We start from the raw sequence: 13,070 nt of genomic DNA on the forward strand, positions 1-13,070 counted from the left end.
ATAACAAAGTTTAGAGTTGAACCTTAAATTTTAATGTCATGAGAAAAGTAAATTTTATAATCGCAATTGTTACATTTATTACAATGGCCACTTCTGTTGCCAATGCCACCGGAATACGTACCGAATTTAATGAATTTGAATTTACCCTTGTTGATGATTTGTATATGGGGAAAAAGGTTGATGCAATTTGGACCTTGAGCTATGACAAATCAGAAAAACCTGTTACCGTTGTTAAAAGAAACACAATTGAAGGAACTGAGTACGTGATAAGCGCAGAGTTCTTTTCTGTTCGTTACGTAGCTTCTGCATCGGGTTTCGGCGCAAAACAGGTTCGGAAATCATGGTGTAATGTAGATAGCAAAATTAACCATGCGGTTATCAATCAGGCCGAATTGAAAAAACAGGAGATTATTTCGCCAAACAAGGTGGATGATATAATGGCTTTAGGATTGATTGCAAGCTACCTGCCCGACCTGTTAAATGATGGATATACGCACTTACTCAATTAATCGCAATAATAGAATAGAAGTAATTTTAATTCGAAGCCATCCGTCAGTTGACGGATGGCTTTTTTGTTGCCATCGTTTGATGAAAGCTTACCACAAAATTGTTTCCGCCTTTCATCACAAGATGAAAACATGTTTGGGGGGCTACTAAACCGTGCATCACCTGATGAAAGTCTGTTTTATGCTGGTTTCAGTATTTCATCGCCCGATGGAGGATTGTCCGTAATCCATTTCTTCCTTTCATCGCCTGATGGCGTGAAGTCTGGAAGTTATTTCCACCTTTCATCAAACGATGGCGGCCATTTCCAACTCATTTTATGGCTTTCGCGGCGTTGCGAATCCTTGCCGGAGATTGAGTTCTTACTGTCGCATGTCAGCGAAAAGCGTATAACGCTGAATTTTAGCCACGGAAGCCTGCGAAAGCACAAAATTTTCGTCGATAAATTCTGTCGTTGGCCGACAGAAAAAAATTGCCGTTTGAATAGGGGGTATCACTAATCGTAAGAAGAGATTTGAAAATAAAACACAAGGGTGTCTTTGTATTTTAAATTGAAAGATAAAACAGATAATGAATGCCAAATCGTAAAATGCAACCTTTTTCTACAAACGGAATCTGTTTTACAGCAAGGCTTTTGGGTGTCACCAAAATGTAATTCGTGCGTCTCTTCAACACAAATAATTACGAAAACAATTACAGTCAGAAAACAAAAATTTAGAGTCATGAAAAAAGCAAATTTCTTATCCGTATTGGTTTTAGCATTCTTGTTCGTATCAGTTAGTGCATCAGCAACTGGAGTACGTACTCAGTTTAAATCGTTCGAAATTGAAGAAGTCGATAATCTTTACATGGGGAAATCGGTAAAAGCACTTTGGACAGTAAGTTACAGCTCAGAAGAAGAGCCTGTTACAGTTGTAAAACGCAAAACGCTTGAAGGTGTTGAGTATGTAGTACATTCAAAACATTTTCAGGTGAGCTACGCTGCAACCAGCGAAGGATTTGGTGCTAAAGAAACCCGTAAAGCCTGGAGCGATGTGCCAAAAAGAATTTCAAGAGCTGTTATTAGCCAGGAAGAAATGGAGCGCCAACGTATTATCACTCCTAATAAAGTTGATGATGAAACAGCGCTGGGTTTAATTGCAAGTTATTTGCCCGACCTGATTAATGATGGTTACACTCACCTTTTGAATTAAACAGCAAATTTTATTTCATAGAAAGCAATTTTAAAGGAACCGCGAGCGATCGCGGTTTTTTTTATATGCAGCCGCAAACAAAACCGTCGGCCAAACTGTCGAACGCCTCTTTTTCGGCCTTTTTCTCAGCATCAGTTGCTTTGCATTCCACACAAACCGGCAAATTAACGGTAGTATTCAATTCCGAATTCTCAGAACTAACCGCTTGCTTGCAAACAAAACAGGTATTTTTTAAATCTCCCATCCGAAATATTTGCGCCAAAAGTATTAAAATTGGTCGATTACCAGATGATCGCTTTTTTAAAAGTTGAATAAAGTTATGCGCATATGGCAGTTGTATTGGTAGATAATGGTGCAGAAACTGTTAATGTGTCTGATAACAGCCAGCCAAACTATTTGGCATAATTATTAGTAATAAGTAAAACGATTGTTTTTTTAGCCTGTACAATTAATTACATTTGCACAGGTTTTATATAATTTAAATATAAGTTGCACAGATGGCATTTGTAAATAAGATCCTGGGAAAATTGCTGGGAAACAAATCGGAGCGGGATATTAAAGAAATAACTCCTATCATCAATAAAATAAAAGAGGAATACGAAAGAATCTCCAAATTATCGCATGATGATCTTAGGGCTGAATCGGCGAAATTAAAACAAATTATTGCCGACCGAATTAAACCCGAAGAGGACGAAATAGCTGCTTTAAAAGTAGAAGTTGAAGAAGTTGAAATTCAGGAAAGCGAAAAGATATACGAACGTATTGACAAGCTGGAAGAAAAAATAGATGAGAAAATAGAAGAAGTTCTCAACGAAATTCTACCCACTGCTTTTGCTGTAATTAAAGATACGGCACGACGTTTTTCCGAAAATGAAACCATTGAAGTTTCAGCCAGCGATTTCGACCGCGATCTTTCGGCAACCCGCGACAGTATTAAAATTTCCGGAGAAAAAGCCATTTGGGAGAACAGTTGGTTGGCCGGAGGAAACAGGGTAACCTGGAACATGGTTCATTACGATGTGCAGTTGATTGGTGGTGTGGTACTTCACAGAGGTAACATTGCCGAGATGGCAACCGGTGAAGGAAAAACCCTGGTAGCAACATTGCCGGTGTTTTTGAATGCACTTACCGGAAAAGGGGTGCACATTGTAACGGTTAACGATTACCTGTCGAAACGTGATGCCGAGTGGATGGGGCCGATGTACGAGTTTCACGGATTATCGGTTGATTGTATCGATAAACACCAGCCAAACTCTGAAGCCCGAAGAAAAGCATATAACTCGGATATTACATTCGGAACCAACAACGAATTTGGTTTCGATTATCTGCGCGATAACATGGCTATCAATCCTGAAGATTTGGTGCAGCGCAAACATCACTATGCCATTGTCGACGAGGTTGACTCGGTGTTGGTTGATGATGCACGTACGCCACTTATTATCTCGGGGCCGGTGCCAAAAGGCGATAATCAGCAGTTTGAAGAGCTGAAAGTTTATGTAGAAAAATTATACCGGGCGCAGCGCGAATTGGTAAATAAAATTTTTATCGATGCCAAACGTCTGCTTACCAAACCCGATGCAACTTCCGACGAGAAAAAAGAGGGTGGTTTGCTTTTGTTGCGTGCCCACAAAGGGATGCCTAAAAACAAATCCATCATTAAGTTTTTGAGCGAGGAAGGCATGAAAGCTGTTATGCAAAAAACAGAAAACCTGTATATGCAGGAGAACAGCAAAAACATGCATATCGTTACCGATCCATTGTTTTTTATTATTGAAGAGAAGCAAAATTCAGTAGAGCTTACCGATAAAGGTATCGATTTGATCTCGGCTGGTTTTGAAGATGCCGAATTCTTCGTTCTGCCTGATATGGGAGGAAAAATGGCCGAACTGGAAAACAGCGAGAAAGCGCCGGAAGACATTCAGCTTGAAAAAGATAAGTTACTGCAGGATTACGCTATAAAATCAGAGCGTGTTCATACCATCAACCAGTTGTTAAAAGCATATGCCATGTTTGAAAAAGATGTGGAATATGTGGTGATGGACAATAAGGTGAAAATTGTTGACGAGCAGACCGGTCGTATTATGGAAGGTCGTCGTTATTCTGATGGTTTGCACCAGGCAATTGAAGCGAAAGAACAGGTAAAAGTGGAAGCCGCAACGCAAACTTTTGCAACTATCACACTTCAGAACTATTTCAGGATGTACCACAAACTGGCCGGTATGACCGGTACTGCAGAAACGGAAGCAGGCGAATTTTGGGATATCTACGAATTGGAAGTTGTGGTAATTCCTACTAACCGCCCGATTGTTCGCGATGATAGGGAAGATTTGGTTTTCAAAACCAAGCGTGAAAAATACAATGCAGTTGGCGACGAAATTGTTGAATTGAACAAAAAAGGTCGTCCGGTATTGGTGGGTACAACATCGGTTGAAATATCGGAGTTGCTCAGCCGAATGCTGAAAATTAAAGGTATTAAGCACAACGTTTTGAACGCGAAGCTACATGCTCGTGAAGCTGATATTGTTGCCGAAGCCGGTCAGCCGGGAGCGGTAACAATTGCAACCAACATGGCGGGGCGTGGTACCGATATTAAGTTGTCAGAAGAGGTGAAAAAAGCCGGAGGTTTGGCAATTATAGGTACCGAACGTCACGATTCGCGACGCGTTGACAGACAGTTGCGAGGACGTGCAGGGCGCCAGGGAGATCCGGGTTCTTCGCAGTTCTATGTGTCGTTGGAAGATGATTTGATGCGTTTGTTTGGCTCCGATCGTATTTCCGGAGTAATGGACAGGCTTGGTTTGGAAGACGGAGAGGTTATTCAACACTCCATGATCTCTAAATCGATTGAACGGGCGCAGAAAAAGGTTGAGGAGAACAACTTCGGTATTCGTAAGCGTTTGCTGGAATACGATGATGTGATGAATTCGCAACGTGAAGTGATCTACAAAAAACGTCGTCACGCATTATATGGCGAACGTTTGGAAGTTGATGTGCTGAACATGATGTACGACTCGGTTGAAGAGTTGGTAAATGAGTACCACGGTTCCGATATGTTTGAAGATTTTAACCTGGAACTGATGCGTTTACTTTCGCTGGAATCGCCGGTTAATCAGGAAGATTTCAAGAGTTTGAATGCTGCAGAGGTTACCCAGCGCATTTACGAAAAAATGATCAGCAATTACAACCGTAAAGTTGAAACGATTGCACAACAGGCTTACCCCGTAATTAAAAATGTATACGAAACCAAAAAAGAGGTTTACAAAAATATTGTTGTTCCGATTACCGATGGAAAACGTGTATTCCAGATTATTTGTAACCTTGAAAAGGCCTACAATAATAAAGGTAAGGAGTTGGTAAAATCCTACCAGAAACAAATTGTTTTGAACACGATTGATGAAGCGTGGAAAGAACAACTTCGTGAGATGGACGACTTAAAACAATCGGTGCAAAATGCCACATACGAGCAAAAAGACCCATTGTTAATTTACAAGTTCGAGTCGTTTAACCTGTTTAAGATTATGGTTGCCAAAGTGAATAAGGATGTTGTTTCAACTTTAATGAAAGGCCAGATTCCTATTCAGAGCGCGGAACAGGTACGTGAAGCAGAAGTACGACGCAGAACGGATATGAGTCGTTATAAAACACAAAAATCGGAACTTCCAACGGCCGAAAATGCTATGGAAGGAGCCAATACAAATACGGCGGAAAAGGCGAAACCACAACCTGTTAAAGTTGAGAAACGTGTTGGACGTAACGATCCTTGTCCTTGCGGAAGCGGCAAAAAATACAAACAATGCCACGGAAGAGGTGGTGACTTATAATCAAACTATATGATGAGTATGATCAGTTTACTGAACTTCATTCACTGGAATGTCGATCCTGAAATTTTTAGCCTGGGGCCACTGTCAATACGTTGGTATGGTTTATTGTTTGCCTCAGGTTTTTTAATTGGCTATTACATTGGCGAAAAAATGCTAAAGTCGGAAAATGTAAACCAGAAATGGATCGACAGTCTGTTCTTTTACATTATTATAGCAACTGTTGTTGGTGCACGTCTCGGCCACGTTTTCTTTTACGGATGGGATTATTACTCGCAAAATCCGGCCGAAATTATAAAGGTTTGGCACGGTGGGCTGGCCAGCCACGGTGGTGCGCTTGGTATTTTAATTGCTATGTACCTGCATTCAAGATGGGTAACTAAACGTACCATGCTCTGGACATTGGACCGCATTGTGGTTCCAACAGCATTGGTAGCAGCTTTTATTCGCACAGGAAACCTGATGAACTCAGAGATCTACGGAATTCAAACAGCATTGCCATGGGGCGTAATTTTCGAAAGAAACGGCGAAACCGTCGCAAAACATCCTACCCAGGTGTATGAAGCGCTCGCTTACCTGATTTCGTTTGGTGTGCTAACGTTTTTATACTGGAAAACAAGTGCCAAAAACCGTCCGGGCTTATTGCTGGGGGCATTTTTTGTTCTCATTTTCTTAGCTCGTTTCTTTATCGAGTTCATAAAAGAAGATCAGGAAGCATTTGAAGCAGGTATGGCATTGAACATGGGGCAGTGGTTAAGTGTTCCTTTTGTACTTGTTGGAGCACTATTGATATACAGAGCAATAATAAAACCGGAGGTGGTTTTTAAGAATAGTAAAAATTAATGTTAAAACTGAATAGAGGAGCTGCAAGTATTTTGTTAGAGAATTGAAAATAACTTATTTTGCAGATCATCAAGAGAATTAAAGAATATGTTAGAGATTGGAAAATATAAAATGGTGAAGTTGACGTACGACCTTCGTATCGACAACGAGCAGGGAGAACTGGTTGAGCAGGCAACAACTGAACAACCTTTGGAGTTCCTTTACGGAGCAGGTATGATGCTACCAAAGTTTGAATCTGAATTGATCGGTTTAAAACAAGACGATCCTTTCACGATTAAAATTGAGAGCACTGAGGCATATGGTGCAGTAAACAACGAGGCAATTGTTGAGCTGCCAAAAAATGTGTTTTTGGTGAATGGTGAATTCGACGCAGAACTGATTAAAGTTGGTAATACTGTACCAATGATGAGCAGTAACGGCCAGCGTTTAAATGGATTGGTTTTGGATGTAAACGACGAAACTGTAAAAATGGACTTCAACCACCCATTGGCGGGCGAAGATTTATTCTTTGCAGGTAAAGTTGTTGATGTTCGCGAAGCATCAGACGAAGAAGTTGCTCAGATCCTTTCAGGAGGCGGCGGCTGTGGCTGTGGTAGCGGTGGTGGATGTTCTACCGAAAGCTGTGGCGACGGTTCATGTGGAACTGAAAGCAGTGGTGGCTGTGGCTGCGGCTGCTAATAAATTTTGATAATAAGTTCAATTTAATTATTTTAACCCTGTTTTCATTTGATATTGGAAACGGGGTTTCTCACTTTATAGAGCTGATGGTGTGAAAATCAACCACTTTATTAGTAGTTGAGAATAACACAAGATCTAATTGTTACAAAAAGTAGCAAACAATATTATACAGATGAATACTTTTGGAAAGATATTTCGCTTAACCTCATTTGGCGAATCTCATGGACGAGGAATTGGTGGTATAATCGATGGTTGTCCGGCTGGGGTTGAGCTCGATATAGATTTAATTCAGAAAGACCTGGCCCGAAGAAAGCCAGGACAGTCGAAAATTACAACACAACGTAAAGAGCCGGATCAGGTGGAATTTCTTTCAGGTGTATTTGAAGGAAAAACTCAGGGCACGCCAATTGCATTTGCCATTTGGAACAAAGACCAACACTCGAACGATTACAACGATCTTAAAGATGTATTCCGTCCGTCGCATGCCGATTTTACCTACACCAAAAAATATGGTACGCGCGATCATCGCGGAGGTGGCAGATCATCGGCACGCGAAACCATTGCACGTGTTGTAGCCGGTGCAATTGCCAAACAAATCCTGGCTAAAGCAGGTGTTTCCATTCAGGCTTATGTGTCGCAGGTTGGAGAAATTAAACTGCAGAAAGATTATAAAGAATTAGATCTTTCGGCTACCGAGAATAATATTGTACGTTGTCCTGATCAGGAAGTCGCAGACCAAATGATCGCCCGAATTGAAAAAGCCGGACACGAGCACGATACTGTTGGTGGTGTAATTACCGGAGTTGCGACAGGAGTGCCTGCAGGATGGGGAGAACCCGTTTTTAACAAACTGCACGCCGACATGGGCTTTGCAATGCTTGGAATTAACGCTGTAAAGGGATTTGAGTATGGTTCCGGATTTGAAGGAACAAAACTTAGTGGCTCGGAACATAACGACATTTTTATAAAAACCGACGAAGGTGTTCGTACAAAAACGAATAACTCAGGTGGTATACAGGGAGGTATCTCCAATGGCGAAGACATTTATTTCAATGTTGCATTTAAGCCCATCGCCACCTTGTTAAAAGAACAACAAACACTCGACAAAGATGAAAAAAGCATAAAAATTAATCCTAAAGGAAGGCACGATCCTTGTGTGCTTCCACGTGCTGTTCCCATCGTTGAGGCAATGGCTGCATTAGTTTTAGTTGACCACTTTTTACTAAATAAACTTAACACGATTTAATATGCCAAGAAGAAAAAGAAACAGAAGGATCCAGGTACCTCCGGTAATTAAAGGTATGTCGGTTTATGGTGTTCGCGGACGTAAAACCAATGAAGTTATTTTACACCTCGAAGAATACGAGGCAATCCGTTTACTGGATTACCAAAACCTTACACAGGAGGAAGCAGCCGTTTTTATGGATGTTTCGCGCCCGACATTAACCCGTATTTACGAAGAAGCCCGAAATAAAGTAGCTACTGCATTCGTTGAGGGAAGAGACCTTATTTTCAGAGGTGGTGATGTTTATTTTGATAAAAACTGGTTCAGATGCAACAGTTGTAAAGCAAGTTTTAGCGATTACTCTGAAAATAATGAAAAATGCCCGGTTTGTAACTCCGAAGACCTGGTATCGTTAAACGACTATTATATGGATAAATAAAAGCTTTCAGGTAGAAAGTTATTAAAAAAAGACATGAAAAACCTCCGGCTCAATAGCCGGAGGTACCCAATTAAGTTGTGATAAAACCAGAGCCCTAGTACACTAGGATGAATGCAATATACAACTATATGCTTTTCATGTCAATACTTGATTTCTCTTATAAAGACAAAATTACCTGAATTAAACTCCCGAATCGTAAACATGATGCGGTTTATATTGATTATCAATATTTTCTAATAATGTTGATATTTAACATTTTTTGTTAAACTGCTAATCAACTCATTTATCATATATTTACTCCCAAAACAATTTATCCATGAAATTTCGGAAACTTCTACGCATTTTACATCGCGACTTTGGATACTTCATTGTTGTAATGACAATCGTATACGTCGTATCGGGAATCTATCTGAATCATCGGCACGATTTTAATCCTGATTATAAAATAATAATCACGGATTTCTCGCACGATTTGCAGCCTCAACAATCCTATACCGATGATGAAATTGAAGAAATTGTGGAATCCGTTCAGCCCGGTGTGGTGTATAAAAAGCATTACATTGATGGGGACGGCGATGTTAAGGTATTCATTGCCAACGGAGAAGTGATTATCATTCCCGGCTCGGGTGAAGGAAGAATGCGTTACCTGCAGCGTCGTCCGTTGGTGTTCAGCATGAATAAACTTCACCGGGCAACTCTGGGAACGGCCTGGAAATGGATAAGCGATACAATGGCGGTTATTCTCTTGTTTGTAGCTGTTTCAGGCCTGTTTATCTTAAAAGGAAAAAGAGGTTTGCGACGTTGGGGCTGGTGGTTAACTGTTGCCGGTTTTATTGTTCCTTTAATCTTTGTAATTTTATATCTTTAATCACATAAAAAAATCCAAAACATCAAAAAAAAAATGAAAAAAATTGCATTAGTTAGTTTGTTCGCGGTAATTCTATTTGCCTGTGGCCAGCAAACAAAAAAACAGGAGGCTAAAGTTGAAGCTGAGAAATCAGCAGTTGTTTTAAGTGTTGACGAACTTCTCGAAAAAGCACCTGAACTAGCCGATAACGAAGTGGTTGTAAAAGGAACGGTATTTCACGTGTGCCAGCAAGGTGGCGAGCGCTGCTTTTTAATGGGAAGTACCGAAGATATCTCAATTAGGGTAGAAGCCGGCGAAAAACTCGGAGCTTTTACACAGGAGCAAATGGGAAGCGAACTGGAGATTACAGGTATTCTGAAAGAAGTTTTAACCGAAGCAGATGCCCACAATCCCGGTAAGGAACATGGTGAAGAAGAAGGCGAAGTTGAAAATGCCGAAACAGCCGCAGCTCATGAAGTTCTTGCTGAAAATCAGGCCGCAGCAGAGCGCGTGTTTTTTATTGAAGGACTGAAAATAAAAGAAATGACAGAGTAGTCAATTGATACTATCAATACAAAAAAAGGAAAACAATTATTGTTTTCCTTTTTTTGTGTCTTTATCTGCCGGAATAAAATCAAGCGAAACTGAATTAACACAATGCCTTGTATTTTTATCCGTAAAACCTTCACCAAAAAATACATGACCCAGGTGGCCACCACAGTTGGCGCAGGTAATTTCTGTTCGTCTGCCGTCGGCATCAACGGTTCGGTTTACGGCACCGTCAATCTCATCATCAAAACTTGGCCAGCCACAGTGCGAATCAAATTTATCGGTCGATTTATACAGGGCGGCTCCACATTGTTTACATACATAAGTGCCATTTTCTTTATAATCCGTATACTTTCCGGTAAACGGGCGCTCCGTACCTTTTTCTATAATTACGTATCGCTCGAATTCGGTTAATTTGTTGTATTCCATTTTTTTATCGTCTTTGTCTTGTTTTGCATTTTGGGCATAAGCACCAAAACTTAAACAGAGAATAAATATTAATACAATTGTTTTCATACCACATATAACAACCCGATAGCCTGGTGGTTTAGCGCAACTCGTTAAGAAATGTAAAGAACAAATATGAATTATACTACCTTTGGGCATTTATAGATAACATGAATATTCCAGTACTATATCAAGACGAATCGATAATTGTGGTTGAGAAACCCATTGAGCTTCCGGTTCATAAAAATGATTTTATGCCCAACGATGCACCGTATTTAACCAAATTAATTGGCGATGAAACGGGGAAGTGGATTTACAACGTACATCGCTTGGATTCGAAAACATCGGGAGTGATGGTTTTGGCATTTTCATCAGAAGTGGCCAGTGTTCTAACCAAACAGTTTGAGCAGAAGGAAGTGCAGAAGACTTACTTTGCCATTGTTCAGGGTAATCCCGGAGAAGGCACCTTCGACTCGAAAGTGTTGGTGAAAAAGAAATCGAAGTTTAAAAAACCGGCTGTAACCCATTATAAAACACTGCGTACCGTTCAAACCAAATTGACTTCGAAAGACAAAACAGACATTGAGCTGAGTTTGGTGGAGATTAATCCTGAAACAGGACGTTGGCACCAGTTGCGCCAACATTTTGCCAAAAACCGGTTTGATATTATTGGCGACACTCATCACGGAGATTTTACATTAAATAAAATTGTTTTGGCAGATACCGATATACGCCGGCTTTTTCTGCACGCCGGGAAGCTTGAGTTTAAACATCCTGAAACTAACGAAACGGTTTCTTTTGAATCTGCTATTCCTGAAGAATTTAATCGACTGCTTAACTTTTATGACTCCTGATCCACTCAGATTGTAACGTTTCCCCGTTAATTGATAAAGTTTTAAGTTTTCATGTAACGATATTTTGAGTTCTGCGTCTTATTCAGGAACAGAGATATGAAACAAATATTCAGAAAACAAAAAACAATTAACAGATGAAACGTATAGCTTTAATTTTATCGGTGGGTCTTTTTTTACTTACCTCGTGTGTTTACGAATCAGGTGTATCAGAAGCCTATTCCAAATACCGTTTTAAAGACGGCGTCACCACGGTTACGGTGCCGGGCTGGGTAATTCATCTTGCAGCCGGAATTGGTGATTTGGAAGATAGTGAGCGGGATTTACTAAAAAGTATTGATGGAGTTAAAGTAATTGCGGTTGAAGATGATAATTTGAACGCACGAGTTGATCTGCACGAAGAATTTTACAAGAAAATAAGCGAGAAAAAGAATTATGAACAACTAATGGTTGTACGTGAGGAAGACCATAATGTAACCATTTTCGGACGGATGGATGAATCGGTAATTAAAGAAATGGTGATTTTGGTTGGGGGCGAAGACAATGCCATGGTTTACGTTAAAGGCGAAATCAGTCCGGAAATTCTAAATAATCAAATTGATATTTCGAATCCCGATCGTTTTTTAAGCTTTAAACATTAATCAGGGGCACTGTGTTTTTTTAACCGCAATTTGTATAGTTCTTTAGTTTTCGCTAAAGAACTTTTTTTTATGTATTTCTGCATAACCCAATAATTCGTCAGCAATTTCAGGATGCTCAAGAATTATGTTTGTCGTTTCATACGGATCGTTCTCCATATCAAACAGCGAAAGCTCAATTTTAGCAGAATAATCATATTTGCCGGGCATGCCATCTTTTCCTTTAATATCAGTCATTGTGCGGTAAGAGTGGGGAAGATGTAACTTCCATTTTCCGTCGCCCGACATTACTGCCTGAAATTGTTTGTCGTTAGTAAAAGCGTAATAATCGTGGGGGTTTGTGGCATCAGGTTTTCCGGAAATGATGTCCCAAACATTTTTGCCGTCTATTTCTGTTTCAGGAAGTGGAATATTTGCCACTTCACAAAGTGTGGGCAGCAAATCGATGGTCATTAAAGCCTGAGTCGACTGATGATTGCCTTTTAATTCAGCCGGATATTTAATAATGGTTGCCGAGCGGGTTCCGCCATCAAATGTAGTGCCTTTTGCCTCGCGAAACGGTGTTGTGCCGGCATGGTTGCCATAGGCGATCCACGGGCCGTTGTCCGATGAGAAAATTACGATCGTATTTTCCTCTATGCCATTGTCTTTTAACGCCTGGTTTATTTGGCCAACCGACCAGTCCAGTTCCGTTAAAACATCAGCATATAATCCTTTGCCGGTTATTCCTTCAAACTCGGGACTGCAAAACAACGGAACATGCGACATGGCATGTGGTACGTATAGTAAAAACGGTTCGTTTTTGTGTTTCGAAATAAAATCAACCGCATGCTCGGTATACCATTTGGTTAGCATTTTCTGGTCGGCCGAATCCACATCTTCTATGGTTACTTCGCTGTTTTCCCAAAATTGAAGTGGCCACTGTCCCCAGTATTCCGGGCTTTCAGGATGATGACTCCACATGTCGTTTGAATACATCAGTCCACAGGTTTCATCAAAACCTCGACTTTGCGGACGCGTTTCCGGCTGATCGCCACA

15 protein-coding genes are annotated in these 13,070 nt (G+C 40.5%); 12 read left to right on the forward strand and 3 right to left on the reverse strand.

The annotated features are described in order from the left end of the window. Nucleotides 1-38 precede the first annotated feature (38 nt). From ABZB17_RS01465 to ABZB17_RS01475, 3 genes are all read left to right on the forward strand, one after another. Nucleotides 39-509 carry a hypothetical protein gene (locus ABZB17_RS01465; RefSeq protein ID WP_372647614.1) on the forward strand — a complete coding sequence of 157 codons (471 nt, stop codon included), beginning with the start codon at nt 39-41 and terminating at the stop codon, nt 507-509. Nucleotides 510-563: 54 nt separating this feature from the next. Continuing rightward, the gene (locus ABZB17_RS01470; RefSeq protein WP_372647615.1) at nt 564-1,004 is read left to right on the forward strand and encodes a hypothetical protein; all 441 of its coding nucleotides are present in this window, start codon (nt 564-566) and stop codon (nt 1,002-1,004) included. A gap of 222 nt (nt 1,005-1,226) precedes the next feature. Continuing rightward, complete coding sequence (locus ABZB17_RS01475; RefSeq protein WP_372647617.1) at nt 1,227-1,697, forward strand: hypothetical protein; 471 nt, start codon at nt 1,227-1,229, stop codon at nt 1,695-1,697. Nucleotides 1,698-1,758: 61 nt separating this feature from the next. On the opposite strand, the gene ABZB17_RS01480 is transcribed toward ABZB17_RS01475, so the two are convergent. After that, a complete protein-coding gene (locus tag ABZB17_RS01480) occupies nt 1,759-1,941 on the reverse strand; it encodes a hypothetical protein (RefSeq protein WP_372647618.1) in 183 nt (60 codons plus the stop codon). A 253-nt stretch (nt 1,942-2,194) separates the two neighbouring features. On the opposite strand from ABZB17_RS01480, the gene secA reads away from it, so the two are divergent. The 7 genes from secA to ABZB17_RS01515 all read left to right on the forward strand — a co-directional run bounded on the left by secA (nt 2,195) and on the right by ABZB17_RS01515 (nt 10,102). Then, on the forward strand, nt 2,195-5,518 hold the full coding sequence (gene secA / locus ABZB17_RS01485) for a preprotein translocase subunit SecA (protein WP_372647620.1): 3,324 nt from the start codon (nt 2,195-2,197) through the stop codon (nt 5,516-5,518). A gap of 9 nt (nt 5,519-5,527) precedes the next feature. Next, a complete protein-coding gene (gene lgt, locus ABZB17_RS01490) occupies nt 5,528-6,358 on the forward strand; it encodes a prolipoprotein diacylglyceryl transferase (protein WP_372647622.1) in 831 nt (276 codons plus the stop codon). Nucleotides 6,359-6,445: 87 nt separating this feature from the next. Then, complete coding sequence (locus ABZB17_RS01495; protein ID WP_045033750.1) at nt 6,446-7,036, forward strand: peptidylprolyl isomerase; 591 nt, start codon at nt 6,446-6,448, stop codon at nt 7,034-7,036. A 172-nt stretch (nt 7,037-7,208) separates the two neighbouring features. After that, a complete protein-coding gene (gene aroC, locus ABZB17_RS01500) occupies nt 7,209-8,282 on the forward strand; it encodes a chorismate synthase (RefSeq protein WP_372647624.1) in 1,074 nt (357 codons plus the stop codon). Between the two features lies 1 nt (nt 8,283). Continuing rightward, nucleotides 8,284-8,700 carry a DUF134 domain-containing protein gene (locus ABZB17_RS01505; protein WP_045033753.1) on the forward strand — a complete coding sequence of 139 codons (417 nt, stop codon included), beginning with the start codon at nt 8,284-8,286 and terminating at the stop codon, nt 8,698-8,700. A gap of 316 nt (nt 8,701-9,016) precedes the next feature. After that, entirely contained in the window at nt 9,017-9,568 is a 552-nt protein-coding gene (locus ABZB17_RS01510; protein WP_372647625.1) for a PepSY-associated TM helix domain-containing protein, read from the forward strand. 33 nt (nt 9,569-9,601) lie between these two features. After that, a complete protein-coding gene (locus ABZB17_RS01515) occupies nt 9,602-10,102 on the forward strand; it encodes a hypothetical protein (protein ID WP_372647627.1) in 501 nt (166 codons plus the stop codon). A gap of 36 nt (nt 10,103-10,138) precedes the next feature. On the opposite strand, the gene ABZB17_RS01520 is transcribed toward ABZB17_RS01515, so the two are convergent. Beyond that, entirely contained in the window at nt 10,139-10,612 is a 474-nt protein-coding gene (locus ABZB17_RS01520) for a methionine-R-sulfoxide reductase (protein ID WP_372647629.1), read from the reverse strand. A 101-nt stretch (nt 10,613-10,713) separates the two neighbouring features. Here ABZB17_RS01520 and ABZB17_RS01525 point away from each other — a divergent pair, with 101 nt between their 5' ends. Together ABZB17_RS01525 and ABZB17_RS01530 are read left to right on the forward strand one after the other, a co-directional pair. Then, nucleotides 10,714-11,397, forward strand: coding sequence for an RluA family pseudouridine synthase (locus tag ABZB17_RS01525; RefSeq protein WP_372647631.1), 684 nt, complete (start codon nt 10,714-10,716; stop codon nt 11,395-11,397). Nucleotides 11,398-11,531: 134 nt separating this feature from the next. Next, nucleotides 11,532-12,035 (forward strand): DUF4252 domain-containing protein, encoded by a 504-nt coding sequence (locus tag ABZB17_RS01530; RefSeq protein ID WP_372647632.1) that lies wholly within the window; start codon nt 11,532-11,534, stop codon nt 12,033-12,035. Between the two features lie 42 nt (nt 12,036-12,077). On the opposite strand, the gene ABZB17_RS01535 is transcribed toward ABZB17_RS01530, so the two are convergent. Then, the coding region (locus tag ABZB17_RS01535; RefSeq protein WP_372647633.1) for a sulfatase-like hydrolase/transferase at nt 12,078-13,070 on the reverse strand (993 nt) is incomplete at its 5' end.

It is taken from the genome of Draconibacterium sp. (genome assembly GCF_041583095.1).
Lineage (GTDB): Bacteria > Bacteroidota > Bacteroidia > Bacteroidales > Prolixibacteraceae > Draconibacterium.

Bases quoted from the DNA above. Each gene is read 5' to 3' on its own strand.
- ABZB17_RS01465 (WP_372647614.1), top strand. From the start codon at position 39: ATGAGAAAAGTAAATTTTATAATCGCAATTGTTACATTTATTACAATG.
- ABZB17_RS01470 (WP_372647615.1), top strand. From the start codon at position 564: ATGGCTTTTTTGTTGCCATCGTTTGATGAAAGCTTACCACAAAATTGT.
- ABZB17_RS01475 (WP_372647617.1), top strand. From the start codon at position 1,227: ATGAAAAAAGCAAATTTCTTATCCGTATTGGTTTTAGCATTCTTGTTC.
- ABZB17_RS01480 (WP_372647618.1), bottom strand. From the start codon at position 1,941: ATGGGAGATTTAAAAAATACCTGTTTTGTTTGCAAGCAAGCGGTTAGT.
- secA (WP_372647620.1), top strand. From the start codon at position 2,195: ATGGCATTTGTAAATAAGATCCTGGGAAAATTGCTGGGAAACAAATCG.
- lgt (WP_372647622.1), top strand. From the start codon at position 5,528: ATGATGAGTATGATCAGTTTACTGAACTTCATTCACTGGAATGTCGAT.
- ABZB17_RS01495 (WP_045033750.1), top strand. From the start codon at position 6,446: ATGTTAGAGATTGGAAAATATAAAATGGTGAAGTTGACGTACGACCTT.
- aroC (WP_372647624.1), top strand. From the start codon at position 7,209: ATGAATACTTTTGGAAAGATATTTCGCTTAACCTCATTTGGCGAATCT.
- ABZB17_RS01505 (WP_045033753.1), top strand. From the start codon at position 8,284: ATGCCAAGAAGAAAAAGAAACAGAAGGATCCAGGTACCTCCGGTAATT.
- ABZB17_RS01510 (WP_372647625.1), top strand. From the start codon at position 9,017: ATGAAATTTCGGAAACTTCTACGCATTTTACATCGCGACTTTGGATAC.
- ABZB17_RS01515 (WP_372647627.1), top strand. From the start codon at position 9,602: ATGAAAAAAATTGCATTAGTTAGTTTGTTCGCGGTAATTCTATTTGCC.
- ABZB17_RS01520 (WP_372647629.1), bottom strand. From the start codon at position 10,612: ATGAAAACAATTGTATTAATATTTATTCTCTGTTTAAGTTTTGGTGCT.
- ABZB17_RS01525 (WP_372647631.1), top strand. From the start codon at position 10,714: ATGAATATTCCAGTACTATATCAAGACGAATCGATAATTGTGGTTGAG.
- ABZB17_RS01530 (WP_372647632.1), top strand. From the start codon at position 11,532: ATGAAACGTATAGCTTTAATTTTATCGGTGGGTCTTTTTTTACTTACC.